The organism is Paraburkholderia sp. (genome assembly GCF_035501035.1).
GTDB lineage: Bacteria > Pseudomonadota > Gammaproteobacteria > Burkholderiales > Burkholderiaceae > Paraburkholderia.
In genome coordinates this window covers 1-26,278 of record NZ_DATJWR010000001.1, presented here as the reverse complement: position 1 = coordinate 26,278, position 26,278 = coordinate 1, and the positions used below count along the sequence as shown (strand labels likewise).

The following is a 26,278-nucleotide window of genomic DNA, read 5'->3' as shown; positions in this document are numbered from 1 at the left end:
GCAAGGCGCGCCCCACAGGCGCGCCGATGCTCGCTAATCATCCGGCCTTGCGTACCGGCGGAAAGCGCCGCTTGGCGCTGCCAATCGGCAGTCGCCGGAAACGCTCCTTCTTGTGCTCTTCCTCGAAGTGCGAGAGCGAGAGCTTGACCAGATCGCTGCGCGAGACGATGCCCACGAGCCGTAGCGATTCGCGGTCGGCCACCACGGGCAGGCGCTCGAGGCCGTGAATCGCAAGGCGCGTGGTGACCTGGCGGCAGGTCTCCTCGGGCAGCGCCACGTCGGGGGAACGTTGCGCGAGCAACGAGCCGAGCGTCGTGTCGAGCGCTTCGGTCGCGTCGCTCGCGCGCACGGCTTCGAGCATCGCGCGGTCCACCACGCCGAGCACCGCGCCGTCGCGCAGCACCGGCCATGCGCGGCGCTGCTGGTCGGGGCCGAAGTAGCGGGCGAGGGCATCGCGCACGGTGACGCCCGCTTCAATGGTATCGACGTTACACGTCATCACCTCGTCGACATAATGGCGCTCGAGCGGGTCGACGCCATACTCGCGATAGATGTGATAGCCGCGACGCGCGATCTTCTCGGTCATGATCGAGCGTTTCATGACGACCGTCGCGAAGCCATGCGCGACGAGCGTGGCTGTAAGCAGCGGGAGCAGCGCATTGGTGTCGTGCGTGAGGCCGAACGCGAACACGATGGCAGTGAGCGGTGCGCCGAGCGTGGCGCCGAGCGTCGCCGCCATGCACACGAGCGGCCACAGCGTGGGGTCGCTGCCGGGCAGCACGTGGCTCAACACCACGCCGAGCCCGGCGCCGAGCATGAGCAGCGGCGCGAGCACGCCGCCCGAGGTGCCCGAGCCGAGCGCGACGACCCAGATCACGGCCTTCACCACGAGAATCGAAATGGCGATCTGCAGGATGATGTGCTGGTGGAGCAGGTCGCCGATCACGTCATAGCCCACGCCGAGCGCGCGCGGCTCGATGAAGCCGCCGATGCCCACCACGAGGCCGCCTATGGCGGGCCACCACGACCAGTGCAGCGGCAGATGGCCGAACAGGTCTTCGACCTTGTAGAGCGCGGCCGAAAGCCCGGACGCGAGCGCGCCCGCAAGCAGCCCGGCGATCAGGCACGAGAACAGCGCCATGGCATGCGGCGGCAGGGTCTGCACGGGGAACAGCGGCCCCGTGCCGAAGAAAGCGGTGCGCGCGAAGCCCGCCACGGCGCAGGCGAGCGCCACGGGCAGGAAGCTGCGCGGACGCCATTCGAACAGCAGCAGTTCGACGGCGAGCAGCACGGCCGCGACCGGCGTGCCGAACACGGCCGTCATGCCGGCCGTCGCGCCCGCGACGAGCAGCGTCTTGCGTTCGGCGGAGGTGAGGCGCACGCATTGCGCGATGAGCGAGCCGATCGCGCCGCCCGTCATGATGATCGGGCCTTCCGCGCCGAACGGGCCGCCGCTGCCAATCACGATGCCCGAAGAGAGCGGCTTGAGGATGGCCACCTTCGGCGACATCTTGCTCTTGCCGAACAGGATGGCCTCGATGGCTTCGGGAATGCCGTGGCCGCGAATCTTCTCGGAGCCAAAGCGCGCCATCATTCCGACGACCAGCCCACCCAGCACCGGCACGACGATCACCCACGGTCCCAGCGTATTGAGCGCAGGCGAGCGGTCGGAGAACGAGAACTGGCCAAAGAAGAACAGGTTCGTGAACCAGTGAATCAGGCTCAGCAGCACGAACGCCGCGAGCGTGGCCAGCGCGCCGATCACGGCGGCGAGCGCGCCGATGCCGGGAAGGCGTGCGTTCGCGGAAAAGTCGCGCTTGTGGGAGTCGTCGGAATGCATGGTCTTCAAAGATCGATTTGCGGAATGGTGAATGCGCCGCTGAGCGACCTCAGCTCGGCGCGATGCAGTTCGGCCAGACGCGCGAGCAGCTTTTCGCCGGCCGCGAGCAAATGAACTTCGACCTGGCGGCGATCGCGCTCGCTCACGCGGCGCTCGACCAGTTCGATTGCTTCGCAGCGCGAAACGAGTGCGACCACGCCGTGATGCTGCGCCTGCAGTCGCTCGGCCAGCTCGCCGATGGTCGCCCACGCGCGGCCCGGATAGCCCTTGACGTGCAACAGCAACAGATATTGCAGCGGCGTGATGCCTTCGCCCTGCGCAGCCTGTTCGGAAAAGCGCTCGAAGCGGCGCATCTGGTAGCGAAATTCGGAGAGCTGTTCGAAGTCGACCTTGTTCAGCTCGCGCGTGCTTTTTTTCATCGGGAATCCATGGATCGTTTCAGTCTCCTAATATATCATAACGTGATATTTATGGCCGAAACTGTCCGCGTGGCGGGTGTCCTGGTCAAGTGTATGAGCGCGAAGCCGGTCAGGCAGCGGTGCGTTGTGGCGTTTGCGCCTGCTGATAAAGGCCCGAGATCAGGTCGGCCTGCGTGATGATGCCCGCGAGCCGCCGTTCCGAATCGACAACAGGCACGTGATGATGCCCGCGACCCGCGAAGATGCGCACGAGCTCGACGATCGGCGTCGTGGCCGTGACGGTCAGAACGTGCGTGGTCATCAGCGTGGCGACGTGCTGGCCCGCATCGGCGTGCGGACGCAACGCGCGCGCGATCGCATACAGTAGCAGACGCAGCGCATGCCGCTCGTGGCCGTCGTCGGCGAGGTCGGCGCGCGTGACGATGCCCTTCACGTGGCGCTGCGCGTCCACCACGGGCAGCGCTTTCACGTCATGCCGCTTGAGCAGCGTGCGTGCTTCGCCCACGGTCGTCGCCGGCGTGATGCTCACCACGTTGCGCGACATGACGTCGGCGCAGGTCAGCTCGCCGAAACTGCGCGCATAGGCGTGGATTTCGGCGTCGCGCAGGATCGTTTCCAGGTCGTCGGTATCGATGTCGAGCAGTTCGTCGCGATCGCGCAGCACGGCTTCGAGATCGGCACGCGAGAAACCGGCCTGGGGGGACACAGGGCCCACGGTCTTCGCGGGGCGGGCGGCGTGCGGGTAGCGATGCCCGGTGGCGGCGTGATAGACGAGCGCGCTGCCGAGCAGCAGGAACGATTGCAGCGCGACGGGCGCGACCACGAATTCATAGCCGAGCGCATGCACGGCCGGGCCGCCCAGCACGGCGGTGAGCGCGACCGCTCCAGAAGGCGGATGCACGCAACGCAGCGTGAACATCGCACAGATCGCCACACCGATGGCGACGGCGGCCGCCGGTATGGGGTCCGCTATCCACATGGCGGCGGTCACGCCCACGGTGGCGGAAACGAGGTTGCCGCCAATGATCGACCAGGGTTGCGCAAGCGGGCTGGCGCCCACGCCGAAGAGCAGCACGGCGGAAGCGCCCATGGGGGCGATCAGGTACGGCACGCCCGGATCGCTGCCGAGCATCCGGTGCGCCACTGCGCCGGTCACGGCGATGCCAAAGAGTGCGCCGAAGCCGGCGCGCAAACGCTCGCGCCATTTGACGGCGACCCTGGGCGGGGCGAAACGGGTGAGCCAGCGGAGGACTTTGAAGCGTGACACGGTTGGGCGCGCGGGTGCGTTGGGTAAATACGAAACCAGGAAGCCCGCGGGCGGGCCTCGGCGGACGGCTGCACGCCGCCGGAAGAATGGAGATTGTATCGCAATGTGATATATATCGCGACAGTTCGTCGCGGTGCGTTGCGACGATGGGGCAGGTTGGCGCGGGAGTTTTGGGGCGCTATGGCAGCTGGCCGGCGCTCGGCGAGGCGGGGGTAGGAGGCGAAGAGGCGAAGAGGCGAAGAGGCGGAAGGGGAGAGCCAAAGGTGTAGAGGCGAAGAGGCGAAGGCGCCGCCGCAGCGGGCGGCGACGCGTTACAGCCTGGCTGGCCAACACCGGCTGGCGGTTCGCGCCAGTATCAGCGGGTATCAGCCGGCATGCGGTGGCTGGCCCGCGAAGCGTGACGAAGGCGCGGCGTTGGGATGACCGTCCGCGCGATGGTGCGAGGCGCCGTTGGCATTGGCATTGGCATTGGCATTGCGGCCCGGCGCGGGCGGCGGCTGGTGCACCACGTGCGCTGGCGGGTGCCCGCCAGGCGCCGGCCGATAGCCGTGCGGGGGCGCGGCGTGCGGTTGCATCGTCATCCTCACGCGCTCGGGCGGCTCGGCCATGTGCGCCCGCTGCATCGGCAGATGGCCGTCGTTGTGTGCCATGACCGCGCGCAGCTCGCCGCGGCGGTGCAGAACCTCGCCGCGCAGGTCGCCGCGGCCGTAGTAGTGGCGATGGCGGTGGCCGTCCGGCCCCACGACCCAGATATACGTGCTGCCGCCCACGTAGACGACATCGCGGTCGAGCACAACCGAAACATACGCGTCGTACGGTTGTGGCACATAAACGGGTTGCGCGATGACGGCTGGCGGCGGCGGGGCGGCGACTACGGCCGTGGCGTGCACTGGGCCGGCGGCAACGCGGGCGTCCGTGACGCAGCCGGAAACGAGCAAGGTTCCGAGCAGGGTCCCGGTCAGGGCAAATGCGGTTGGGAGAGCGCGTGGTTTCGCGTTCAAGCGGGACTCCGGAATGAGTGGTTGGCGGTCCCGTCTGTTAACGGCAAATGCTCGGGCGCCTTGAGATAAACGTCCGGCGAGGCCTGCCTCCACAGTCACCGCGCCATCCGATTTTCACATAGCAGAGTTGCCAATTTGTGATTTTACGATGGCATATCGGCTTCCTATACTCGGCCGCAAAGCGTACAGATTGCGTACAGATTTCGCACCGAATCCGGAGACAGCCTCGCCATGAACGCCCCCGATCGTTCCGCCATGGAAGCCGCATCGCACGCCGCGTCCGTTTCTCTCGACGACAAATACACACTCGAACGAGGTCGCGTCTACATCAGCGGCACGCAGGCGCTGGTCCGCCTGCCCATGCTGCAAAAGGCGCGCGACCGCAAGGCCGGCCTGAATACGGCGGGCTTCGTCTCCGGCTATCGCGGCTCACCGCTCGGCGCGCTGGATCAGTCGCTCTGGAAGGCGAAGGCGCATTTGCAGGCGCACGACATCGTGTTCCAGCCCGGCGTGAACGAAGATCTCGCCGCCACCGCCGTGTGGGGCACGCAGCAGATCAATCTGTGGCCCGGCGCGCAGCGCGACGGCGTGTTCGGCATGTGGTACGGCAAGGGCCCCGGCGTCGACCGCACCGGCGACGTTTTCAAGCACGCGAACTCGGCGGGCACCGACGCGCGCGGCGGCGTGCTCGTGCTCGCGGGCGACGACCACGCGGCGAAGTCGTCGTCGGTCGCGCACCAGTCCGAGCACGCGCTGATCGCGGCCGGCATTCCTGTGCTGTATCCCGCGGATGTGCAGGAATATCTGGACTACGGCTTGCACGGCTGGGCCATGAGCCGCTACTCGGGCCTGTGGGTCGCGATGAAGTGCGTGACCGACGTGATCGAGTCCACCGCGTCTATCGATCTCGACCCGGATCGCGTAGAAATCGTCACGCCCCCCGACTACACGATGCCACCAGGCGGCCTCAACATCCGTTGGCCCGACACGCCGCTCGCACAGGAAGCGCGCCTGCTCGACGAGAAGTGGTACGCGGCGCTCGCCTATGTTCGCGCGAACCGCCTGAACCGCGTGGTCATCGATTCGCCGCGCGCACGCTTCGGTATCCTCACCGCTGGCAAGGCCTATCTCGACGTGCGCCAGGCGCTCAGCGATCTCGGGCTCGACGACGAAACCTGCGCGCGAATCGGCGTGCGGGTGCTGAAGGTGGGCTGCGTCTGGCCGCTCGACGCGCAGGACGCGCGCGCGTTCGCCACCGGCCTCGAAGAAATTCTCGTCGTGGAGGAAAAGCGCCAGATTCTCGAATACGCGCTCAAGGAAGAGCTGTACAACTGGCGCGAGGACGTGCGCCCGAAGATCTACGGCAAGTTCGACGAGCGCGACAACGAAGGCGGCGAATGGTCGGTGCCGCGCGGCAACTGGTTGCTGCCCGCGCACTACGAACTCTCGCCGGCGCTGATCGCGAAGGCTATCGCACGACGCCTCGCGCGCGCCGACGTGCCCGAGGAGGTACGCGCGCGCATGCTGGCGCGCGTGGCGATCATCGAGGCGAAGGAGCGCGAGGCGGCGAAGCCGCGCGTGACCGTCGAGCGCAAGCCGTGGTTCTGCTCGGGCTGCCCGCACAACACCTCAACCAACGTGCCTGAAGGCTCGCGTGCGCTGGCCGGCATCGGCTGCCACTACATGTCGATGTGGATGGACCGCCGAACCGAAACGTTCAGCCAGATGGGCGGCGAGGGCGTGGCGTGGCTCGGCCAGATGCACTTTTCCGGCGACAAGCACGTGTTCGTGAATCTGGGCGACGGCACGTACTTTCACTCAGGACTACTGGCAATACGCGCGGCCATTGCAGCGAACGCCAACGTCACCTACAAGATTCTGTACAACGACGCCGTGGCGATGACGGGCGGCCAGCCCGTGGACGGCGTGCTCACCGTGCCGCAGATCGCGCACCAGGTTCATGCGGAAGGGGCGAAGCGCATCGCCATCGTGACCGACGAGCCACAGAAGTACGACGCCGGCATCGTGCTGCCCGCCGGTGTCGATGTCCATCATCGCGACCAGCTCGATACCGTGCAGCGCACCTTGCGTGATGTCGCCGGCACCACCGTGCTGATCTACGACCAGACCTGCGCGACCGAGAAGCGCCGCCGACGCAAGCGCGGCACGTATCCCGATCCGGCACGCCGCGCCTTTATCAACGACGCGGTATGCGAGGGCTGCGGCGACTGCTCGGTGCAGTCGAACTGCCTTTCCGTCGAGCCGCTCGACACGCCGCTCGGCACGAAGCGCAAGATCAACCAGTCCTCGTGCAACAAGGACTTCTCGTGCGTGAAGGGCTTTTGTCCGAGCTTCGTGACGGCCGAGGGCGCACAGTTGCGCAAGCCGCGCGCCGCGCATGGGGGGAGCGCTTCGTCCATCGATTTCGACGCGTTGCCGCTCCCTGCGCTGCCGGGTCTCGCGAAGCCTTACGGCATTCTCGTCACCGGCGTGGGCGGCACGGGCGTGGTGACGATAGGCGGGCTGATCGGCATGGCCGCGCATCTGGCGGGCAAGGGCGTGACCGTGCTCGACATGGCCGGCCTCGCGCAGAAGGGCGGCGCCGTGCTGAGCCATGTCCAGGTGGCGGCTACACCGGGCGCCTTGCATGCCACGCGTATCGCCACGGGCGAGGCGCGCCTCGTGATCGGCTGTGACGCGATCGTCTCGGCTTCGGGCGAGGTGCTTTCGCGCACCCAACATGGCGTGACGGCGGCTGCGATCAACAGCGGCGCGACGCCCACTGCCGAGTTCGTCAGGAATCCAAAGTGGACGTTCCCGGGTACGCAAACCGAAGCGGAACTGCGCGAGAGCATCGGCGATGGCTGCGCGTTCGTCGATGCCAATGCGCTCGCGCTCAGCTTGCTCGGCGACACGATCTACAGCAACCCGCTGCTGCTGGGCTTCGCGTGGCAGAAGGGCTGGCTGCCGCTCGAGCTGGCGCACCTGCAGCGCGCGATCGAACTCAACGGCGTTGCGGTGGAGAAGAACCGGCAGGCGTTCAATTGGGGGCGCTACGTCGCGCATCATGGCGAGGCCGCCGTGCGCACGTTCGCGAAGCCGGCGGCCGAGGCACAGGCCATCGTGCTGCAAATGCCCGAGTCTCTCGACAAGGTGATCGCGGCCCGCGAGGCGCTGCTCATGGCGTATCAGAACGCGGCCTATGCGCAGCAGTATCGTCGTGTGGTCGATCGCATTCGTGTGAAGGAAACGCAGCTTGGCGGCGATGCGAAGCTGCCGCTCACGCGCGCAGTCGCCGTGAATCTCGCGAAGCTCATGGCTTACAAGGATGAATACGAGGTCGCGCGCCTTTATGCCGACCCGGCGTATCTGCAGAAGCTGCGCGAGCAGTTCGAAGGCGAGCCGGGGCGCGACTATCAGCTGAACTTCTGGCTCGCGCCGCCGCTGTTCGCGAAGCGCGACGAGCACGGCCATCTCGTGAAGCGACGCTTCGGCGCGTGGATGCTGCCGGTGTTGCGCGTCGTTGCGCGCATGAAGGGGCTGCGCGGCACGCCGTTCGACGTGTTCGGCAAGACTGAAGAGCGTCGCGACGAGCGCGGGTTGATCGTCGAATACGTTGCGCTCGTCGATGAATTCTGCGCGAGCCTCGACGCGCAACGCCTGAGCGCCGCGCTGCAACTGGCCGCGCTGCCCGACGAGATTCGCGGCTTCGGCCACGTCAAGGCGCGCAATCTCGCCGCGGTTGAGAAGAAGCGGGAGCGTTTGCTGCAGGACTACCGCATGCCCGGCGCCTTGCGCGCCACGGCATGACAGCAGGAAGGCATCGACGCGGCGTCAGGCGGATTCCTGCCCGCGCCGCATCCAGCGCCTGACGATCAAACGCGGCAGGCGCAGCACGAACCCGGCGACGAGCCGCAGATGCATCCACGTGAGCAGCAGATTGTCGCGCGCGTAGTTGAAATGGGAGACGCCGCCCTCGTTGGCGCTGAAGTAGCGCACGGGCGCTTCAATTTTGATGGGCCGTACACCCGCCCAGGACAAACGCACGGCGGCTTCGGGGTCGAAATCGAAGCGGCGCATCCACGTTTGCCGGTGCATGATCGCCGCGAGCGGCGCGATCGGGTAGACGCGAAAGCCATAGAGCGAGTCGCCGATACCGGCCCACAGCGTTTCGAAGTCGGCGAAGAAGTTCGAGACGCGGCGACCCTGCACGCGCAGTTGCGGCGCGTCGGCGTCGAACTTCGGCAGGCCCAGCACCATTGCATCGGGCGCCGCCTGCGAGGCGGTCATGAATTGGGGAATCAGCGCGGCGGGGTGCTGGCCGTCGGAGTCCATCGTCAGCACGTGCGTGAAGCCTCGCGCGGCGGCGGCTTCGAGCCCCGCGAGCACCGCGCCGCCCTTGCCGCGATTGGCGGGCAGCACGATCAGATGCAGGCCGGGGTCCGCTTCGGCCATCGCTTGCAGGCGGTCGGCGCTGCCGTCCGTGCTGCCGTCCACGACCACCCACACGGGGTTCCATTGCGCGCGGGCGCCGCGCACGGTCTCGTCGAGCTTGGCACCCGGGTTGTAGCTCGGGATCAGCACGAGATGGGTGGACGAGGCGCTGGGCGTGGACATGGCAACGGCCGCTTGCGAAGCGGGAGACGCTGACGAGATTTTAGGCCGCGCCGCCGCGCGCGCGTGGGCGCGATCGCGCGCTACGCGCGCGCACGCGTCGTCGCGCGAGGGCAATTCGTAACAGGATGCTTCGCCGCCCGCACGTGTGCTCATGCGCGCACCCGCACCGGGCGCGGAGCGCGACTGCCGCTTTGCGTCGAAGGGTTGCACAGACACTCGTATTTCCTCTGGAGGTTGCCGCGACGCGCTCAGGCCATGCCGCCGTTGATCGAGAGCACTTGCCCCGTTACATAGGCGGCCGCGTCGGACACCAGGTAGGCGACCATGCCCGCCACTTCCGCGGGCTGGCCGGCGCGCTGCGCGGGCACGAGCTGCTTGATGCGCTCGGCGGGAAACGCCTGCTCGGCCATGGGCGAAGCGATGATGCCGGGCGCCACGGCGTTCACGGTGATGCCGCGCGAGGCCAGCTCCAGCGAGAGCGACTTCGTCGCCCCGATCAGACCGGCCTTCGCGGCCGCGTAGTTCGCCTGACCGCGGTTGCCCATCACGCCCGCGAGCGAGGCGATGTTGACGATGCGCCCGTGCCGTGTGCGGATCATCGGCATCAGCAGCGGCTGCGTCACGTTGAAGAAGCCATTGAGCGAGACGTCGATCACGCGGCGCCATTGCTCGCGCGTCATGCCGACGAGCGGCGCGTCGTCATGAATGCCCGCGTTGTTCACGAGGATCTGCACGGGCGCGTCCTCGACGAGCTGCTTGAGCGCGGCTTCGGTGGCGTCGGCGTCGGTCACGTCGAAGGCGATGGCGCGCGCACTGCCGCCCGCAACCACGATGCGCTGCGCGACGGCCTCGGCGTCTGCCGCGTGACGGTTCGCGTGCACCCACACTTCGTGGCCCGCCTGCGCGAGCGCTTCGCTGATGGCTTGCCCGATCGCGCCGCTGCCGCCTGTCACGAGTGCGCGCATGCGTTTTCTCCTTTCAGTGGCGACCTGAGCGCGCTCACCTGAGCCAGTCGATCAGCGTACGCGGTGCGCCGCGACATACGAGGCCAGCGCACCGAGCGTCGCGAAAATCTTTTCGTTGTCCGGATTATCCGAGCGAAGCTCGAAGCCGTACTTCTTCGAGATCAGCAGCGCGATTTCCAGAATGTCGATGGAGTCGAGCCCGAAGCCTTCGCCATAGAGCGGGGTCTCGGCGTTTACCTCGTCGAGCGAGACATCCTCGAGATTCAGCTCGCTCACGATCAGCGTGGCGAGTTCTTTTTCCAGTGCGTTCATGATGCGGGGGCTATTCGGGCCTGTTGGCCGTAGCGCCGGCCGCCCGATTTTAGGGTTCGCTTGATGTGAAGGTCACGCGGATTCTAGTCGATGGGTACGGGTGCGTATAGCGTGCTTGCCGGCGAAAGGGTTACAGAGGGTCGGTACGTGACGGCGCGCATTTTGGGACCGGAACGCGCGAGACGCTTGCGCGGCTTTGTGCACGCCCTGATTGGGCGCGAGCGTCGCCCGGCGCGGTTTCATACATTCAGTTACAAACGTCCTGCCTTGGGTTCCGATGATCCTCGTCGGCCAATCTTAAAATGTGCGTCCCGAACGAGCCAGCAAGAAGCCGGCCCGACAATCGCGTTTCCTATGACGATTGACGGCGCGCGAAGTGCTCTCTCTCGATCCTTTCAACGTTTGCCTACATGCCTTACCTGCCCATCCTGCCCCTGCGTTGCGCGCCGATCCGCACCGAAGCTGCTCGCCTGCCGCGCCGTTCGACGCCGCCCGCGAGGCGCGCTGGTCTGCCCGAGTGCGACGGCGGGCGAAGCCCGCGTGGAGGCCGACGATGAGCGGCGCGGCGGCCGCGGCGCGCGTCACGCTTGCCGTGGCGGCAGTGGCCGCCTGGCAGATTGGCGCGCACTTCGCGGTGGCGACGCCGGGCGCGCACGGTTTCGGCCTTGCCATGGCGCTCGTGCCGCCGCTGCTCATCGCGCTGGCCGCCGCCGCGCGCTCGCCGCGCCGGGCGTGGCTGCTGCCGCTGTGGGCGCTCATTGCGCTCGCACTGTGGCTCGCTCGTGCGCCGCTTGCTCACCATTTCGAATGGGGGCTGTATCTGGAGCATGTGAGCTTCAACCTCGCGATGGCGCTGCTGTTCGGGCGCACGCTCGCTGTGAGGCGCGTGCCGTTGTGCACGCAGTTCGCGGCGATGATCCACGGCGGCACGCCCACGCCGGCCGTCGCGCGCTACACGCGCGAGATCACGCTCGCGTGGACGCTGTTCTTCCTCGCGATAGCGGGCGTTTCAACGCTGATGTTCGCGTTTGCGCCGATCGTCGCGTGGTCGACGTTCGCCAACTATCTGGCGCTGCCGCTCGTTGCAGTGATGTTCGTCGCCGAGCACGCGTGCCGGCGTTTCGCGCTGCCCGACGAACCGCGCGCCGGCATGCTCGACGCGATTCGCGCGTACCGGCAGGCCACCCAGGCGCATGCGAAGCATTCCTGATTGATGGATGCCGCCTCGCCAACCCAGGAATTCGTCTCGACTGAAGTTATGCCGACTCATCCGCTCGTATTTCACTCGTCGCCGGACCAGGCGATCGCCTGGCGCGACGGCGCGCCCGTTACCGTGCGCACCTTCCTCGCCGATGTCGCGCGCGTGGCCGCGGCGTTGCCGGCGGGCGGCCACGTGTTCAACGTCTGCCGCGACCGCTACCGTTTCACCGTGAGCCTGTGCGCGGCGCTCGTGTCCGGGCGCATCAGCCTGTTGCCCTCGACGCACACGCCGGAAACCGTGCGCCAGCTCGCCTCGTTCGCCCCGGACGCGTTCTGCCTGCATGACACGCCGGATTGTGCGATCGACCTGCCGCGCTTCGCGTATCCAGAACCGGCGCAAGCCGACGCAGGTGCCGAAGCGGATAGGCAAGAATCGTTCGTCGTCCCGATGATCGACGCCTCGCGCATCATGGCCTACGTGTTCACGTCCGGCTCGACCGGCGCGCCGGTGCCGCACCGCAAGACGTGGGGCTTTCTCGTCGCCAACGTGCGCGCGGCGGCCGAGCGTCTCGGCCTGCTCGACGCGAGCGACTGCACGATCGTCGGCACCGTGCCCCCGCAGCACATGTACGGTTTCGAGTCGACGGTGCTGCTCGCGTTGATCGGCGGCCTCGCGTTCAGCAATCGTCTGCCGTTCTATCCCGTCGATATCCGCAACGAACTCGAAGCGGTGCCGCAGCCGCGCGTGCTCGTGAGCTCGCCTATCCATCTGCGCGCGTTGCTCGCCGCTGATGGCGCGTTGCCGCCGGCCGAGCTCGTGCTTTCCGCCACCGCGCCGCTCGCGGAGAAGCTTGCGAGCGAGGCCGAGGCGCGGCTGAGGGCGCCGCTCATCGAAATCTACGGCAGCACCGAAACCGGCCAGATCGCGACGCGCCGCACCGCGCAGGGCGCGACTTGGACACTGTTCCCGCAGATTCGCCTCGAAGCGCGCGCGAGCGAGGCGCAAGAAGACAAGGACGCAGACGACCGCGGCCCGACGGTGTGGGTCTCGGGCGGCCACGTGGAGCAGCCGGTGCCGATGGGCGACGCGCTCGAACTGCTCGACGCCGAGCGCTTCCTGCTGCACGGGCGCAAGGCGGACCTCATCAACATTGCGGGCAAGCGGACTTCGCTCGCCTATCTCAATCATCAGCTCAACGCGATTCCAGGCGTGGTTGACGGCGTGTTCTTCATGCCCGAGCACGACGAGCGCGCGGAGCACGAAGGCGTGAAGCGCCTCGTCGCGCTCGTGGTCGCGCCCACGCTCGCGCTTGCCGATCTGCAGCGCGCCTTGCGCGAACGTGTCGATCCCGCGTTTCTGCCGCGTCCGCTCGTGTTCGTCGACGCATTGCCGCGCAACGACACGGGCAAGCTGCCGCACGACGTGCTCGCCGCGCTCGTTGCGCTGCACGTACGCGGCGCGGCCGCCACGGTGACAGGCGGCGCGCCGGACGAAAACAAAAAGCCGGCGATCTCGCACTCATTCGCGATTCCCGCGGATCACCCCGCGCTGCCGGGCCACTTTCCCGGCCATCCGGTCGTGCCCGGCGTCGTGCTGCTCGATCACGCCATCGACGCGATCGGCGTGGCCCTGAACCGGCCGTGCGATACGTGGAAGATCAGTTCTGCAAAATTCCTGAGTCCTGCCGCGCCCGGCGAAACACTCGACCTGACCTGGGACGAGACGGCAAGCGGCGCGATTCGCTTCACGCTGCGCGCGAGCGGGCGCGATGTCGCGAGCGGCGTGCTTAGCGGTGGCGAAGCGGGCGCCATATCAGGCGCCGGGCCGCTCGCACACGACGCACACGACGCACACGACGGAGCGCGGCCATGACGAAGCGCACCGCCTGGGCGAAGCAGCAGGAGCGCAGCAACGCGCTGCTGTTGCGCATCATGACGTGGATCTCGCTGCGCCTCGGCCGCCGTGTGGGGCGTGCAGTGCTGCACCTGGTCGCTGCGTATTTCGTGCTGTTTTCGCCGCGGGCATGCGCGGCCTCGCGCGACTATCTGCGCCGCGTGCTGGGCCGTCCCGCGCGCTGGCGCGACGTCTACCGCCATGTGTTCACGTTCGCCGCGACGATCCACGACCGCATCTACCTGATGAACGCGCGCTTCGACCTGTTCGACATCCGCCCGCAAGGCCATGCGCTCGTGGAGGAAACACTCGCGAAGGGGCGGGGCGCGTTCCTGATGGGCGCGCATCTCGGCAGCTTCGAGGTGGTGCGCGCGCTCGGCCGCACGCGGCCCGATTTGCGCGTGGTCGTGACGATGTATGAGCAGAACGCGCAGAAGATCAACGCGACGCTGGCCGCCGTGAATCCCGCGGCGACACCCGAAGTGATCGGGCTCGGCCAGGTCGGCTCGATGCTGAAGGTGCACGAGCGTCTCGACGAGAACTGCATGGTCGGCATGCTCGCGGACCGCACGCTGTGCGCGAACGACGCGGCCACGATGCGGCGCATGGCCTTCCTCGGTGAGCCGGCGGCGTTTCCGCTTGGGCCGCTCTACATGGCCGCGATGCTCAAGCGCCCGGTGCTGTTCATGACGGGCCTCTACCGCGGCGGCAACCGCTACGACATCCACTTCGAAACGCTCGCCGACTTCACGGAGGTGCCGCGCGAAGCTCGCCAGCGCGCCATCGACGCGGCGCTCGTGCGCTATGTTGCGCTGCTCGACCGTTATTGCCGTGCGGCGCCGTACAACTGGTTCAACTATTTCGACTTCTGGCAGGGCGGCAGAAAGGCCGTGAGCGTTCGCGCAAGCGCGCCGACATCCGCAACCGCACCGACGGCCGCGCCCGCACCGGCTCCCGCGCGCCGCCGCGATGCGCGTGCCCACGCCGAGCTGACCGTGCATGAGGTAACCGACGCATGAGCGCGACACGCCAAAGTGCTTCCTTGCGCGGGCGCTGCCTGCACGCGATGGCGAGCGCCGCCTTCCTCGTGCTGATGGCGGTGCCCGTCGTGCAGGCCCGCGCCGCTGAAGCGGCCCAACCCATCCCGGCCGGCCCGCCCGCCTGGACGCTCGACCGCCTGATGTCGACGCTCGCGCAGCACAAGTCGGGCCGCGCGAGCTTCACCGAGACGAAATACGTTTCGATCGCCACGCAGCCCCTGGAGTCGTCGGGCGATCTCGTGTTCGTCGCGCCCGATCATCTGGAGAAAATCACGCGCAGCCCGAAGCCCGAGCACCTCGTGGTCGACGGCGACATGCTGACCGTGCAGCGCGAGAGCCACACATACACGCTCGCGCTCGCGCGCTACCCGGAGCTGGGCGCGTTCATCGAGAGCATTCGCGCGACGCTGGCGGGCAACCGCTTTGCGCTGGAGCAGGTGTACAAGGTCGCGCTCGCGGGTGAGGGCGACGACTGGACGCTCACGCTCACGCCGCTCGATTCGCGCATGCGCCGGGTGGTGAGCGCGATCACGATCGACGGCACGCGCGACGCATTGCGGCGCGTCGCGATCCAGCAGGCCGACGGCGACCATTCGCTCATGCGCCTGCACGCCCTCGCCGCGGATACGAACTGATGGGCCCGCGCGAGCGCCCGATCTTGGCACGCAGCATCGAAGCGCTGCAGCGCCGCGCCGTCATGGTGTGGCTGCTGTGCCTCGTTGCGTGCGCCGTCGCGGTCGGCCGCGCGAATTTCAGCGCCGACCTCTCCGCGTTCCTGCCGCGCTCCCCAGACGCCGCGCAGCGCGTGCTCGTCGACCAGTTGCGCGACGGCCTCACTTCCCGGCTGATCCTCATCGGCATCGAAGGCGGGTACGCGGATACGCGCGCCATGCTTTCGCGCCGCGTGGCGGCGGCACTGCGCGCCGACCGGCAGTTCGCGGCGGTCCACGACGGCTCGGGTGAGAACGACGCGCGCGACGCGCAGTTCATCTTTGCGCACCGCTACGTGCTGAGCCCAGCAGTCACGCCGCAACGCTTCACGGAGCAAGGATTGCACGAGGCGCTCGGCGAGAGCCTCGATCTGTTGACCTCGTCGGCGGGGCTCGTCGCAAAGGACCTGCTGCCGCGCGACCCCACCGGGGAAGTGGCGGCGCTCGTCGGGCAGCTCGACAGCGCCGCGCAGCCCGCGAGCCGCGCGGGCGTGTGGGCGTCACGCGACGGCCGGCGTGCCGTGCTCGTTGCGCAAACGGTCGCGGCCGGCTCCGACACCGACGCGCAGGCCCGCGCGATCGACGCCGTGCGCAGCGCCTTTGGCGCCGCCGCGCGTACCTTGCCGAATGCTTCGGCCTACCAGGTATCCATGACCGGGCCGGGCGTATTCTCGGTCGAAACACGCGACGCGATCCGCCATGACGTCGAACGCCTCTCGACGCTGAGCCTTCTGCTGATCGTGGCGCTGCTGCTCACGCTCTACCGCTCGCCGCGCACGCTCGTGCTCGGCCTGCTGCCGGTGCTTTCGGGCGTGGCGGCCGGCATCGCGGTCGTCGCGCTCGCGTTCGGCACGGTGCATGGCTTGACGCTTGGCTTCGGCACCACGCTGATCGGCGAGGCGGTCGATTACTCGATCTACCTGTTCGTGCAGTCGTCCCAGGGTACGCAGCGAGATGCGGCTCGAACGAGGGACACGATGCGCGCGTGGCTCGGCGCTTACTGGCCGACCATTCGCCTTGGCGTGCTCACCTCGGTGTGCGGCTTCGCTTCGATGCTGTTCTCGGGCTTTCCCGGCCTCGTGCAACTGGGGCTGTATTCGATCGCCGGGCTCACAAGCGCCGCGCTCGTCACGCGCTTCGTGCTGCCCAGGCTTTGCGGCGGCGCGCTCGCCATTCGCGATGTCTCGCGTATCGGCGCGGTGCTCGCACGCCTCGCGCAGGCCGCGCCGCGCATGCGCTGGCCACTCGCGGCGCTGGTGCTCGCCGCCGTGGCGGCGCTCTGGCTGCATCGCGACGGCCTCTGGAGCCGCGAGCTCTCCGCGCTGAGCCCGGTGCCTGCCGCGAGCCAGGCGCTCGATGCACGCCTGCGCGCGGACGTGGGCGCGCCCGACGTGCGCTATCTCGTGGTGATTCCGGCCGCGAGCGAGCAGGCCGCGCTCGAAGGCGCGGAAAAGGTCGGCGCGCAATTGCAGCCGCTCGTCGAGCGCGGCGTGCTGGGTGGCTTCGAAAGTCCGGCGCGCTACCTGCCGAGCGACGCGATGCAGCGTGCGCGGCTCGCGAGCGTGCCAGACGCGAATGTGCTCGCCGCGAACCTGCGCGAGGCGATCAAGGATCAGCCGGTGAGCGTGAGGCCCGACGCCTTCGCGCCCTTCCTGGCCGATGTCGAAGCGGCGCGTACGCAGCCGCTGGTCACGCGTGCGGACCTCGCGGGCACGTCGATGGCGCTTGCCGTCGATGCGCTGCTGACCCGGCGCGATGGCCAATGGAGCGCGATGCTGGCGCTGCGTGCGCCGCCGGGCGCGCAGGCGGCGAATCAGGCCGAAAGCGCGCCGAGTCTCGACGCCACGCCCGTGCGCGACGCCGTTTTACGAGCGAACGTGCCCGGCGCGCTCTTCGTCGACATGAAGGCCGAGGCAGACCGCCTCTACGTGGATTACGTGCGCGAGGACATTCGTCTTTCGCTTGCCGGCTTCGCCGCCATCACCGTGCTGCTGGCGCTCGCGCTGCGCTCGCCTTCGCGGGCGGCGCGCGCGCTCGCGCCGCTCGTCGCGGCGGTGCTGGTCGTGGCCGCCGGGTTCGCGCTGGCGGGCGTGCCGCTCAACATCCTGCATCTGGTGGGCATGCTGCTCATCGTCGCGGTGGGCTCGAACTACGCGCTGTTCTTCTGCAAGCAAGACGATGCGCAGCCCGTCACGGCGCGCACGCTCGTCTCGCTGCTCGTCGCCAATCTCGCGACCGTGGCCGGTTTCGGGCTGCTCGCGCTTTCTCATGTGCCGCTGCTCGAAACGTTCGGGCTGACGGTCGGGCCCGGCGCGATGCTCGCGCTCGTGTTTGCGGCGATTCTCGCGCCGCCGCCCGCGCGAGGCAGCACCGGGGCGAGCGTTGCCGCCCGTGAGTCCGCGCAGCGGCAAAGCGCACACGCGTACGCCGAGCGCGCCCACATGAGCTATTCGCATGGAGGCCGCGCGTGAGTTCACCATCGGCACCTTCGACACGCTCCGCGTCCGCTGCACCGTCTGCGCCCTTCACGCCCGCGGCCGCCACGGCGCGACGCTGGAAGCCCGCGCCGTTGATCTGTGGCGCGGCGGCGTTGCACGTCGGCGCGGCCGCCGCGCTCGCCGCGCAGCCGGGGGCCTGGCCGTGGGCAGCGGGTGGCGTGGTCGCCTCGCACCTCGCGCTCACGGCGGCCGGGCTGTGGCCGCGCAGTGCGCTGCTCGGCCCGAACTGGACGCGCCTGCCGGAGCATGCGGGACGGCGCATCGCGCTGACCATCGACGATGGTCCGGACCCCGAAGTGACACCGCGCGTGCTCGATCTGCTCGATCGCTTCGAGGCGCGCGCAACGTTCTTCTGTATCGGCGAGCGGGCGCGCCAGTACCCGCAGTGGGTCGAGGCGATCGTGGCGCGCGGCCATGCGGTCGAAAACCATAGCCAGCGCCATCGCCACACGTTCTCGCTCTCGGGGCCGCGCACGCTCCGGCGCGAGATCGCGCAAGCGCAGCGCACGCTCACCGAAATCGCGGGCGTGCCGCCGCGTTTTTTCCGCGCACCGGCGGGCTTGCGCAATCCATTCCTCGAACCGGTGCTGTGCGGCCTCGGCCTCCATCTCGCGAGCTGGACGCGGCGCGGCTTCGACACCCGCGCGGGCGAAGCCGGCACGGTCACGCGCCGTCTGCTCGATGGCCTCGCGCCGCGCGACATCCTGCTCGTGCACGACGGCCACGCGGCACGCGACCTGCACGGCGAGCCGCTCGTGCTCGACGTGCTGCCGGCGCTCTTGCGGGCCGCAGCCGCTGCGCAACTGCAGTGGACGACGCTGCGCGCGTGCCTCGACGACCAACCCTGATTCCCCCGATGCGCCAACGGACACGACTCACGTGAAACCCCTCATCCTTTCGCATTTCACCGCCACCAGCTGCCTCGGCCGCGGGCTCGACGCGACGCTCGACGCGCTGCGTGGCCAGCGCGGCGGCCTCGCGCGCTGCGACTTCGAGCGCGCGGAACTCGACACGTGGATCGGCGCCGTGGCCGGCGTCGACGCCGAGCCCATACGTGCCGATCTCGCGGACTACGCGTGCCGCAACAACCGCCTCGCGCAACTCGGCCTCACACAGGACGGCTTCGCGGGCCATGTCGAAGCCGCTGTCGCGCGTTATGGGGCGGCGCGCGTGGGCGTGTTCGTCGGCACCAGCACCTCGGGCATCCTCGAAACCGAATACGCGTATCAGCGGCGCGATGCGCAAAGCGGCGCGCTGGAGCCCGGCTTTCGCTACGCGCAGACCCACAACCCGTATTCGCTAGCCGCATTCGTGCGCGCGTACTTCGGCCTGTTCGGCCCGGCAACTTCGATTTCGTCCGCGTGCTCCTCGGGCGCGAAGGTGTTCGGCTCGGCGCGCCGCATGATCGAGGCGGGCCTGATCGACGCGGCCGTGGTGGGCGGCGTCGATTCGTTGTGCTTGACGACGCTGTACGGCTTCAACTCGCTCGAACTGCTTTCGCGCGAACCTTGCCGCCCGTTCGACGTGAACCGCAATGGCATTTCGATCGGCGAGGCTGCGGCCTTTGCGCTCGTCGAGCGCGCGCCCACCGGGCCCGATGGTCACGATGGCCACGATGCGCTCGACTCGCTCGATGACGACGCGATCCTGCTGCTCGGCGTGGGCGAATCGAGCGACGCGCATCACATGTCGTCGCCGCATCCGGAAGGGCTCGGCGCGCGCGTCGCGATGGAGCAGGCGCTCTCGATGGCGGGCGTGGCCGCGAGCGAGATCGATTACATCAACCTGCACGGCACGGCCACGCCGAGCAACGACGCGGCCGAAAGCCGCGCGGTGGGCGCGCTCTTCGAGCGCACGCCGTGCAGCTCGACCAAGGGCGCGACCGGTCATACGCTCGGCGCGGCGGGCGCGCTCGAAGCCGTGGTCGCGGCACTCACGCTGCGCCATCGCTTCGTGCCGGCCGGCATCAACACCACACAGCCGGACCCCGCGCTCGGCCTCGACTATGTGATGGAAAGCCGCGCGGCGCGCGTGGACACCGTGCTCAGCAATTCGTTCGGGTTCGGTGGCACGAACTGCAGCCTCGTGCTCGCTCGCGCGGGCCGCGTACGCCACGGGCATTCGGGATATTCGTCATGAGACTTTCCGCCTTCATCGAAAGCGTCGGCGTGATCGGCCCCGGTCTGACCGGCTGGGCGCACACCGCCGATGTCCTCGCGGCACGCATGCCTTACGCGAGCGCGCGCACGGTGCTGCCGCCACCGGCCGGTTTGCCGAGCGCCGAGCGCCGCCGCACCGGCCCCGTCGTCAGGACCGCGCTCGCCGTGGGCCATGAGGCCGTGGCGGCGAGCGGACGTGACGCCACCACGCTCGCCGCCGTGTTCGCGGCCTCCGGCGGCGATGGTCAGAACTGCCATGCAATCTGCGAGACGCTTGCCGGCGACGATCGCCAGCTCTCGCCCACGCGCTTTCACAACTCCGTGCACAACGCGCCCGCGGGCTACTGGAGCATCGCGGCGCGCGCGCGTGCCACGTCGAATGTGCTGTGCGCGCACGACGGCAGCTTCGCGGCGGGCCTGCTCGAAAGCGTGTGCCAGGTGGCCGTGGACGGCGTGCCGACCTTGCTGATCGCTTACGACACCGACTATCCCGAGCCGCTTCACGCGGTCCGGCCCATCGACGATGCGTTCGGCGTGGCGCTCGTGCTCGCGCCGCAGGCGAGCGCGGCGGCGCTCGCGCGGCTCGACGTGACGCTCACGGATGCGAACGCCACGCCGCTCGCTACCCCCGAGCTTGAGGCGCTGCGCACGAACAATCCCGCCGCGCGCGCGCTGCCTTTGCTCGAAGCGCTCGCGGCGCGCCGACCGGGGCGCGTGGTCATCGACTATCTGCCTGAGACGCGCGTGCAAATCGACGTGACCATGCCTGAAAGATTCGGAGAACCGTCATGACGATCGAGGCCGATCTGCCGGACGCGCTCGCCAACGTGCTCGACACTGCGAGCGTGGCGGCCATGGCGGCCACCGACACGGCCACGCCTGCCACGCCGCTGCGCGCGCCGCTCGACCGTGCATGGATCGCCGCGCACATTCCCCACAGCGGTGCGATGTGCCTGCTCGATACGGTCGAGGCGTGGGACGAAGCGCGCATACGCTGCAGCGCGACGAGCCATCGCGATCCACGCAATCCGCTGCGTTCGCGCGGCCGGATCGCGGCCGTTAGCGGCATCGAGTACGCGGCGCAGGCGATGGCCGTGCATGGCGCGCTGCATGCCGTGCGCGACGGCGCGCTGGCCGGGCGTCCGCGCGTAGGCTATCTTGCCAGCGTGCGCAACGTGGAGGCGCGCATCGCGCGGCTCGATACGCTCGACGCGGCGCTCGTGATCGAAGCCGAGCGCGTGAGCGGAGACGGCAACTCGATTCTCTACGGCTTCACCGTGCGCTGTGACGAACACGTGCTGCTCACGGGACGCGCGGCGGTCGTGCTCGACGCGTCCGCCGTCATACGATGAAAACTGACAAGGAAGCCTGAAAATGAAAGGTAAGCGGTTCATACTTGCCGCGCTCGTGCTCGGCATGGCCAGCTCGATGGCGCACGCGGACCTGCACGAAGTAAAAGAGAACATCAAGCGCGATTCGAAGGAAGCGGCCGTGAAAACCGGCCACGCCGCGCGCGACTTCGGCCACGCCACCGCAAGCGCGGCGAAAGCTGTGGGCCACGGCATCGCGCATGTGTCGCGCGAAGGTTACGAGGCCACGAAGCGCGCGACCAAACGCGTGTTCCACAAGGACGAGAAGAGCGACAAGAAAGACGCATAACGTCCCAAGCCTTTCGCGATGGCGCTCGTAGTCGTGTGCGCTCGCGAGCGCCATCGTGCGGCGCGCACGCCCGCCCAAGCGCACGCCGTGCGCGCCTCGCCGTCCACACCCCGTCATTTTCGGCCCCGCGCCGTTGCCCTCCCACGCTTCAAGATGCCTGAGCCGCTGCCGTTAACGCAGGGGCGGCCCCGTCGCTCGCCTGGCGGCAGGCGGTGTGCCGCGCAGCACACGCGAGATCGAACCGACCACGGGCGCATGGCGCGCCGCGGCAACAAGAGGGGACGAGGGTATGGTCTATTCCGAAGCGGCCGGCGAGTTCGGCGCAGCGGGACCACGGGGCGGTCAGTCGGGGGTGTCCGGAGAAACGAACGGAACGGATGCGGCGCTCGCATCGGAGCGCAGCGTATTGCGGCTGGTGTCGCGCAGCATGCCGCTGCCGGAGCTGCTGGCGGAGCTGTGCCGCCGCGCCGAGCGGCTCCTCGGAGAGGGCGCGTGCTGTTCGATCCTAAGGCTCGACAGCGACGGGCGGCGCCTGCGCATCGGCAGCGCGCCCTCGCTGCCGGCGCACTATCACGCCACGTTCGACGGCACGCCGGTGGGCCCAGGCGCGAGCGCGTCGGGGATGGCCATCCACGAGAAGCGCACGGTTTGCGTCGAAGACTACGAAACCGCGCTCGAGTGGGGCGAGTACCGGCGCATCGCGCTCGAAAGCGGCCTGCGCGCGGGCTGGACGATGCCGCTCGAAGACGACGACGGCGGCTTGCTGGGCGCGCTCGCCGTCTACCAGCGCCGGCGCTGGCGGCCCAGTGCGGCCGAGGAGGCGCTGCTGTGCGACATCGCCCGCAGCGTCGCGGCCATGCTGACCCAGCAGTCCATCGCCGAACGGCTCGCGCAGAGCGAGGAGCACCACCGGCTCGTCGTGGACCACCTCAACGAAGGCATCGTGATGCAGGCGCGTGACGACACCGTGCTCGCCTGCAACCGCAGCGCGCGGCGCCTGCTGCGCCTGCCCGACGACGCCATCGGCCGCAGCATCATGGACGTGATTCCGCGCGTGCTCGACGAGAACGGCGCGCCGTTGCCCACCTCGCAACGCCCGAGCATGCGAGCGCTCGAAACCGGCGAGCCCCTGATCGGCGCGACGGTCGGCCTGGAGCTTGCGCAGGGCGAGATTGTCTGGGTGAGCGAGAACGTGCTGCCTATCTTCCGGCCCGGCGAGAGCGAGCCGATTTCGGTGGTGGTGTCGTTCACGGACATCGGGCCGGTGCGCGAGGCGCAGCAGCAACTGCGCTATCTCGCGACGCGCGACGCGCTCACGGGCCTCTATAACCGCACGTTCCTCGCCGAGCGCATGCGTGCGCTGCTCGAAAGCGCGAACGGCGTGGCGAGGCCCGCGCTGCTATTCGTCGACCTCGACGGCTTCAAGAAGGTCAACGACACGGGCGGCCACGAGGCGGGAGACATGCTGCTGCGCGACGTGGGGCGGCGCCTCACCGCGTGCGTGAGCGAGGCGCATACGCTCGCGCGCGTGGGCGGCGACGAGTTCGTGATCGCGGTACGCCGCTACGACGACGTGGACGAACTCGCCGCGCTCGCGCAGCGCGTGCTCGACGCCATCGCCGCGCCGTTCGCCGTGGCCGGCAACGAGTACTACCTGGGCGCTTCGATCGGCATCAGTCTCTATCCCGACGATGGCCGCACGGCCGCCTCGCTGATCCGCAACGCCGACTCGGCGATGTACTCGGCCAAGCAGCGCGGCACGAACCAGTTCCAGTTCTTCACGACCGAGCTGCGCCAGCGGCTGCAGCGCCGCTTCCAGCTCGAGCGCGGGCTGCGCCGGGCGCTCGCTTCGGGCGAGCTGCGCCTCGTCTACCAGTCGATCGTGGACGGCGCGAGCGGCCTCATGATCGGCGCGGAGGCGCTGCTGCGCTGGGATAGTGAGGAGCTGGGCCAGGTCTCGCCGGTGGAGTTCATTCCCGTGGCCGAGGACACCGGCATGATCATCCCGATCGGCGAGTGGGTGCTCGAACATGCGTGCCGGCAGGCTGCGCAATGGCGGCGCCTCTTCGCGCCCGACTTCGTGATGGCCGTGAACTTCTCGCCGCGCCAGATCGCCGAGGGCCTGGTCGAGCAGGTCGTGAGCTGCCTCGCGAAGACGGGCCTCGCGCCCGACGGCCTCGAAGTGGAGATCACCGAGGGCATTCTGATGAGCGACAGCCAGAGCGTGCTACCGATCCTGCGTGCGCTGAACGACATTGGCGTGCGCATCTCGGTGGACGACTTCGGCACTGGCTATTCGTCGCTCTCGTACCTGAAGCGCTTTCCGCTGCACCATCTGAAGGTCGATCGCACCTTCGTGGCGGGCCTGCCCGACAACCGCGACTCCGTGGCGATCACCCAGGCCGTCGTGGCGATGGCGCACTCGCTCGGCATGCGCGTGACGGCGGAGGGCGTGGAGACGCCCGAGCAGGCCTCGTTCCTGCGCTCGCTCGCGTGCGAGCGGCAGCAGGGCTACCTGTACGGCAGGCCGGTGAGCGCACAGGCCTGCGCGGCGCTCCTGCGCGAGCATGCCGCCGGGCGCGTGCGCTCGGATGCATGAGGCAAACCCGACCGGGCGCCGCGATGCCCGCGCGGCAGCCTCAAGATTTCTCGCGGCAGGCCGTAGACGATGGCACAGGGAGCAGGGCCTGTTCACATGAAAACGACATGAGGAAACCATGGAAAGCGGCTTCGCAATCGACGAACGAACCCGCCTGACGAGCACGAACCAGTTCGAACTCTTGCTTTTCCGGCTCGGCGCGGCGCCGGGCAGCGAAGTTGGCGAAGTCTTCGGCATCAACGTCTTCAAGGTGCGGGAAATCCTGAGCATGCCGGCGATCACGCCGATCGCGGCATCGTCCGAATACGTGCTCGGCGCGGCGAACATCCGGGGCCAGGTGATGCCCGTGATCGACCTGCCCAAGCTGATGGGCTGCGAGCCGGCCACGGGCCTGAACATCCTGCTCGTCACGGAATTCGCGCGCTCCACGCAAGGCTTCGCGCTCGAGAGCGTGGACGAGATCGTGCGGCTCGAATGGAGCCAGGTGCTCACCGCCGACGTCACGATGGGCAACCGCGTGACGAGCATCGCACGGCTCGGCAACGATCCCGAGAGCAAGAAGCTCGTGCAGGTGGTGGACGTCGAGCAGGTGCTGCGCGACGTGTTCCCGGCGCAGCATCGCGCCGTGATGCCGGAGGAGGTGGGCGCGCGCGCGGTGATTCCGCCGGGGGCCAAGGTGCTTGCCGCCGACGACTCGGGCTTCGCGCGCGAACTCATTGGCCAGAGTCTCAAGGCGCTCGGCGTGGAATACACGATGGCGAAAACGGGCCTCGAAGCGTGGAAGCAGCTCGACGCGATCGCGACGAGCGCGGAGCGCGAAGGCAAACGCGCGAAGGACTGCATCGCGCTCGTGCTGACCGACCTCGAAATGCCCGAGATGGACGGCTTCACGTTGACGCGCAAGATCAAGGCGGACCCGCGCACGGTGGATATTCCGGTGGTGATCCACTCGTCGCTCACGGGCACCGCGAACGAAGCGCACGTGAAGAACGCGGGCGCGAGTGGCTACGTGGCGAAATTCGCCGCGGGCGACCTTGCGGGCGCGATTCGCAGCGCGCTGGCGGGCAGGCCGATCTACACGTGATCTCGTTCGATGCATGCGCCGGGGCGCGCGACGGCGTTCAAACGCTCCGCCGCCTTGGGCCCCGATTCCCGGATTACTTTCGGAATCCTTATATTCGGCCGCGTATCTTGGCGCGCTGACGGGACCTAGCGCGCAAACACTCGCCCAAGCTGCGGCTCGCTGTCATTCACGCCCGCGAGCCGCAGCGCATGCCATGCCATCGCATAGTTGCTCGACAGCACGGGCTTGCCGATTCGGGCTTCGAGTTCCGGTACGAGTGCGGCCACGCGCAGGCTCGTGCACGACACGAATACCGCATCGGCGTCGTCGTGCCGCGCGAGCGCTTCTATCGCACTGCGAATCGAACGGGAATCGATGCGCGCCACTTCGTTGTCGTCCGCATGCTCGAACGAGGCCATGCGCGTGACCGCCACGCCGCGCGCCTCGATATAGTCGCGCATGAAGTCGTTGATGGTGCGCACGTACGGCGTGAGCAGGGCCACGCGCCGCACGCCGAGCGCGTCGAGCGCGGCGAGCGCCGCCGTGATCGGCGTGGTGAATGCAATCTCGGGCCGCGCCTCGCGAATGCGCGCGCCCACCCTCGCTTCGCCTATCACCATCGAGGCCGAGGTACAGCCGAACGCCACGACGTCGAGCCGCTCGCCGGGCAGCAGCAGGCTCACGGCGGGTGCGATACGCGCCTCGATTTCCGCGAGGCGCGGCGGGGTGATATCCGGCGAGTTTTCGAGGCGGCATTCGTAGAACGCCACGTCCTCCTGGCGAAACAGATCGCGCCATTCGTATTCGATCGTATGGTCGGTCGCCAGCACGACGAGCCCGATCGCCGCGCGGCGGGCGATGCCGTCGTCGAGCGCGAAATCGAGTTTCGTGTACGTGTCCGGTGGATTCTGTTGGGGCGCGGTCGTAGTCATCTCAGTGTCAATCCCGTCATGTCGAGTTCGGGCTCGCGGTTGGCCATGATGTCGGCGAGCAGTTTTGCGGTGCCGCACGACATCGTCCAGCCCATGTGGCCGT

The 26,278-nt window shown here is 68.5% G+C and carries 21 protein-coding genes; 13 read left to right on the top strand and 8 right to left on the bottom strand.

Annotated elements, in window-relative coordinates; translation table 11 throughout:
- Nucleotides 1–37 precede the first annotated feature (37 nt).
- The 4 genes from VMJ11_RS00105 to VMJ11_RS00090 all read right to left on the bottom strand — a co-directional run bounded on the left by VMJ11_RS00105 (nucleotide 38) and on the right by VMJ11_RS00090 (nucleotide 4,527).
- The gene (locus VMJ11_RS00105) at nucleotides 38–1,840 is read right to left on the bottom strand and encodes a chloride channel protein (protein ID WP_325615677.1); all 1,803 of its coding nucleotides are present in this window, start codon (nucleotides 1,838–1,840) and stop codon (nucleotides 38–40) included.
- A 5-nt stretch (nucleotides 1,841–1,845) separates the two neighbouring features.
- Nucleotides 1,846–2,259 carry a MarR family winged helix-turn-helix transcriptional regulator gene (locus VMJ11_RS00100; protein ID WP_325615675.1) on the bottom strand — a complete coding sequence of 138 codons (414 nt, stop codon included), beginning with the start codon at nucleotides 2,257–2,259 and terminating at the stop codon, nucleotides 1,846–1,848.
- Between the two features lie 109 nt (nucleotides 2,260–2,368).
- On the bottom strand, nucleotides 2,369–3,526 hold the full coding sequence (locus VMJ11_RS00095; RefSeq protein ID WP_325615673.1) for an HPP family protein: 1,158 nt from the start codon (nucleotides 3,524–3,526) through the stop codon (nucleotides 2,369–2,371).
- 365 nt (nucleotides 3,527–3,891) lie between these two features.
- Entirely contained in the window at nucleotides 3,892–4,527 is a 636-nt protein-coding gene (locus VMJ11_RS00090) for a hypothetical protein (RefSeq protein ID WP_325615671.1), read from the bottom strand.
- Between the two features lie 231 nt (nucleotides 4,528–4,758).
- Here VMJ11_RS00090 and VMJ11_RS00085 point away from each other — a divergent pair, with 231 nt between their 5' ends.
- Nucleotides 4,759–8,337: an indolepyruvate ferredoxin oxidoreductase family protein gene (locus VMJ11_RS00085; protein WP_325615669.1), complete on the top strand. Its 3,579-nt coding sequence runs from the start codon at nucleotides 4,759–4,761 to the stop codon at nucleotides 8,335–8,337.
- A 24-nt stretch (nucleotides 8,338–8,361) separates the two neighbouring features.
- Here the strand turns inward: VMJ11_RS00085 and VMJ11_RS00080 are convergent, their stop codons facing one another.
- From VMJ11_RS00080 to VMJ11_RS00070, 3 genes are all read right to left on the bottom strand, one after another.
- Nucleotides 8,362–9,144 (bottom strand): glycosyltransferase family 2 protein, encoded by a 783-nt coding sequence (locus tag VMJ11_RS00080; protein WP_325615667.1) that lies wholly within the window; start codon nucleotides 9,142–9,144, stop codon nucleotides 8,362–8,364.
- Between the two features lie 248 nt (nucleotides 9,145–9,392).
- Complete coding sequence (gene fabG / locus VMJ11_RS00075; RefSeq protein WP_325615665.1) at nucleotides 9,393–10,109, bottom strand: 3-oxoacyl-ACP reductase FabG; 717 nt, start codon at nucleotides 10,107–10,109, stop codon at nucleotides 9,393–9,395.
- A 51-nt stretch (nucleotides 10,110–10,160) separates the two neighbouring features.
- Nucleotides 10,161–10,421: a phosphopantetheine-binding protein gene (locus VMJ11_RS00070; protein ID WP_325615663.1), complete on the bottom strand. Its 261-nt coding sequence runs from the start codon at nucleotides 10,419–10,421 to the stop codon at nucleotides 10,161–10,163.
- 553 nt (nucleotides 10,422–10,974) lie between these two features.
- Between VMJ11_RS00070 and VMJ11_RS00065 the strand changes: the two genes are divergently transcribed.
- From VMJ11_RS00065 to VMJ11_RS00010, 12 genes are all read left to right on the top strand, one after another.
- Nucleotides 10,975–11,631, top strand: a complete 657-nt coding sequence (locus VMJ11_RS00065) for a hypothetical protein (protein ID WP_325615661.1) — start codon at nucleotides 10,975–10,977, stop codon at nucleotides 11,629–11,631.
- A 48-nt stretch (nucleotides 11,632–11,679) separates the two neighbouring features.
- Nucleotides 11,680–13,494 (top strand): AMP-binding protein, encoded by a 1,815-nt coding sequence (locus VMJ11_RS00060; protein WP_325615659.1) that lies wholly within the window; start codon nucleotides 11,680–11,682, stop codon nucleotides 13,492–13,494.
- The gene (locus VMJ11_RS00055) at nucleotides 13,491–14,534 is read left to right on the top strand and encodes an acyl-CoA synthetase (protein WP_414694253.1); all 1,044 of its coding nucleotides are present in this window, start codon (nucleotides 13,491–13,493) and stop codon (nucleotides 14,532–14,534) included. Before VMJ11_RS00060 ends, VMJ11_RS00055 begins: the two co-directional genes overlap by 4 nt.
- On the top strand, nucleotides 14,531–15,190 hold the full coding sequence (locus VMJ11_RS00050; RefSeq protein WP_414694252.1) for an outer membrane lipoprotein carrier protein LolA: 660 nt from the start codon (nucleotides 14,531–14,533) through the stop codon (nucleotides 15,188–15,190). Before VMJ11_RS00055 ends, VMJ11_RS00050 begins: the two co-directional genes overlap by 4 nt.
- A complete protein-coding gene (locus VMJ11_RS00045; protein WP_325615656.1) occupies nucleotides 15,190–17,736 on the top strand; it encodes an MMPL family transporter in 2,547 nt (848 codons plus the stop codon). The genes VMJ11_RS00050 and VMJ11_RS00045 overlap by 1 nt, the downstream gene beginning before the upstream one ends.
- A 98-nt stretch (nucleotides 17,737–17,834) precedes the next feature.
- Entirely contained in the window at nucleotides 17,835–18,611 is a 777-nt protein-coding gene (locus VMJ11_RS00040) for a polysaccharide deacetylase family protein (RefSeq protein WP_325615710.1), read from the top strand.
- Nucleotides 18,612–18,642: 31 nt separating this feature from the next.
- The gene (locus VMJ11_RS00035) at nucleotides 18,643–19,902 is read left to right on the top strand and encodes a beta-ketoacyl-[acyl-carrier-protein] synthase family protein (RefSeq protein ID WP_325615654.1); all 1,260 of its coding nucleotides are present in this window, start codon (nucleotides 18,643–18,645) and stop codon (nucleotides 19,900–19,902) included.
- On the top strand, nucleotides 19,899–20,714 hold the full coding sequence (locus tag VMJ11_RS00030; RefSeq protein WP_325615653.1) for a beta-ketoacyl synthase chain length factor: 816 nt from the start codon (nucleotides 19,899–19,901) through the stop codon (nucleotides 20,712–20,714). The genes VMJ11_RS00035 and VMJ11_RS00030 overlap by 4 nt, the downstream gene beginning before the upstream one ends.
- A 62-nt stretch (nucleotides 20,715–20,776) precedes the next feature.
- The gene (locus tag VMJ11_RS00025; RefSeq protein ID WP_325615708.1) at nucleotides 20,777–21,274 is read left to right on the top strand and encodes a hotdog family protein; all 498 of its coding nucleotides are present in this window, start codon (nucleotides 20,777–20,779) and stop codon (nucleotides 21,272–21,274) included.
- Between the two features lie 22 nt (nucleotides 21,275–21,296).
- Nucleotides 21,297–21,581, top strand: a complete 285-nt coding sequence (locus VMJ11_RS00020) for a hypothetical protein (protein WP_325615651.1) — start codon at nucleotides 21,297–21,299, stop codon at nucleotides 21,579–21,581.
- 289 nt (nucleotides 21,582–21,870) lie between these two features.
- Complete coding sequence (locus tag VMJ11_RS00015; RefSeq protein ID WP_325615649.1) at nucleotides 21,871–24,180, top strand: sensor domain-containing phosphodiesterase; 2,310 nt, start codon at nucleotides 21,871–21,873, stop codon at nucleotides 24,178–24,180.
- 118 nt (nucleotides 24,181–24,298) lie between these two features.
- Nucleotides 24,299–25,264, top strand: coding sequence for a chemotaxis protein (locus VMJ11_RS00010; protein WP_325615647.1), 966 nt, complete (start codon nucleotides 24,299–24,301; stop codon nucleotides 25,262–25,264).
- A gap of 125 nt (nucleotides 25,265–25,389) precedes the next feature.
- Here the strand turns inward: VMJ11_RS00010 and VMJ11_RS00005 are convergent, their stop codons facing one another.
- Entirely contained in the window at nucleotides 25,390–26,175 is a 786-nt protein-coding gene (locus VMJ11_RS00005) for a maleate cis-trans isomerase family protein (RefSeq protein WP_325615644.1), read from the bottom strand.
- Nucleotides 26,176–26,278: the final 103 nt, after the last annotated feature.

Bases quoted from the DNA above. Each gene is read 5' to 3' on its own strand.
- VMJ11_RS00050 (WP_414694252.1), top strand. From the start codon at position 14,531: ATGAGCGCGACACGCCAAAGTGCTTCCTTGCGCGGGCGCTGCCTGCAC.
- VMJ11_RS00085 (WP_325615669.1), top strand. From the start codon at position 4,759: ATGAACGCCCCCGATCGTTCCGCCATGGAAGCCGCATCGCACGCCGCG.
- VMJ11_RS00030 (WP_325615653.1), top strand. From the start codon at position 19,899: ATGAGACTTTCCGCCTTCATCGAAAGCGTCGGCGTGATCGGCCCCGGT.
- VMJ11_RS00020 (WP_325615651.1), top strand. From the start codon at position 21,297: ATGAAAGGTAAGCGGTTCATACTTGCCGCGCTCGTGCTCGGCATGGCC.
- VMJ11_RS00005 (WP_325615644.1), bottom strand. From the start codon at position 26,175: ATGACTACGACCGCGCCCCAACAGAATCCACCGGACACGTACACGAAA.
- VMJ11_RS00045 (WP_325615656.1), top strand. From the start codon at position 15,190: ATGGGCCCGCGCGAGCGCCCGATCTTGGCACGCAGCATCGAAGCGCTG.
- VMJ11_RS00065 (WP_325615661.1), top strand. From the start codon at position 10,975: ATGAGCGGCGCGGCGGCCGCGGCGCGCGTCACGCTTGCCGTGGCGGCA.
- VMJ11_RS00070 (WP_325615663.1), bottom strand. From the start codon at position 10,421: ATGAACGCACTGGAAAAAGAACTCGCCACGCTGATCGTGAGCGAGCTG.
- VMJ11_RS00100 (WP_325615675.1), bottom strand. From the start codon at position 2,259: ATGAAAAAAAGCACGCGCGAGCTGAACAAGGTCGACTTCGAACAGCTC.
- VMJ11_RS00010 (WP_325615647.1), top strand. From the start codon at position 24,299: ATGGAAAGCGGCTTCGCAATCGACGAACGAACCCGCCTGACGAGCACG.
- VMJ11_RS00060 (WP_325615659.1), top strand. From the start codon at position 11,680: ATGCCGACTCATCCGCTCGTATTTCACTCGTCGCCGGACCAGGCGATC.
- VMJ11_RS00025 (WP_325615708.1), top strand. From the start codon at position 20,777: ATGGCGGCCACCGACACGGCCACGCCTGCCACGCCGCTGCGCGCGCCG.
- VMJ11_RS00080 (WP_325615667.1), bottom strand. From the start codon at position 9,144: ATGTCCACGCCCAGCGCCTCGTCCACCCATCTCGTGCTGATCCCGAGC.
- fabG (WP_325615665.1), bottom strand. From the start codon at position 10,109: ATGCGCGCACTCGTGACAGGCGGCAGCGGCGCGATCGGGCAAGCCATC.
- VMJ11_RS00015 (WP_325615649.1), top strand. From the start codon at position 21,871: ATGGTCTATTCCGAAGCGGCCGGCGAGTTCGGCGCAGCGGGACCACGG.
- VMJ11_RS00105 (WP_325615677.1), bottom strand. From the start codon at position 1,840: ATGCATTCCGACGACTCCCACAAGCGCGACTTTTCCGCGAACGCACGC.
- VMJ11_RS00055 (WP_414694253.1), top strand. From the start codon at position 13,491: ATGACGAAGCGCACCGCCTGGGCGAAGCAGCAGGAGCGCAGCAACGCG.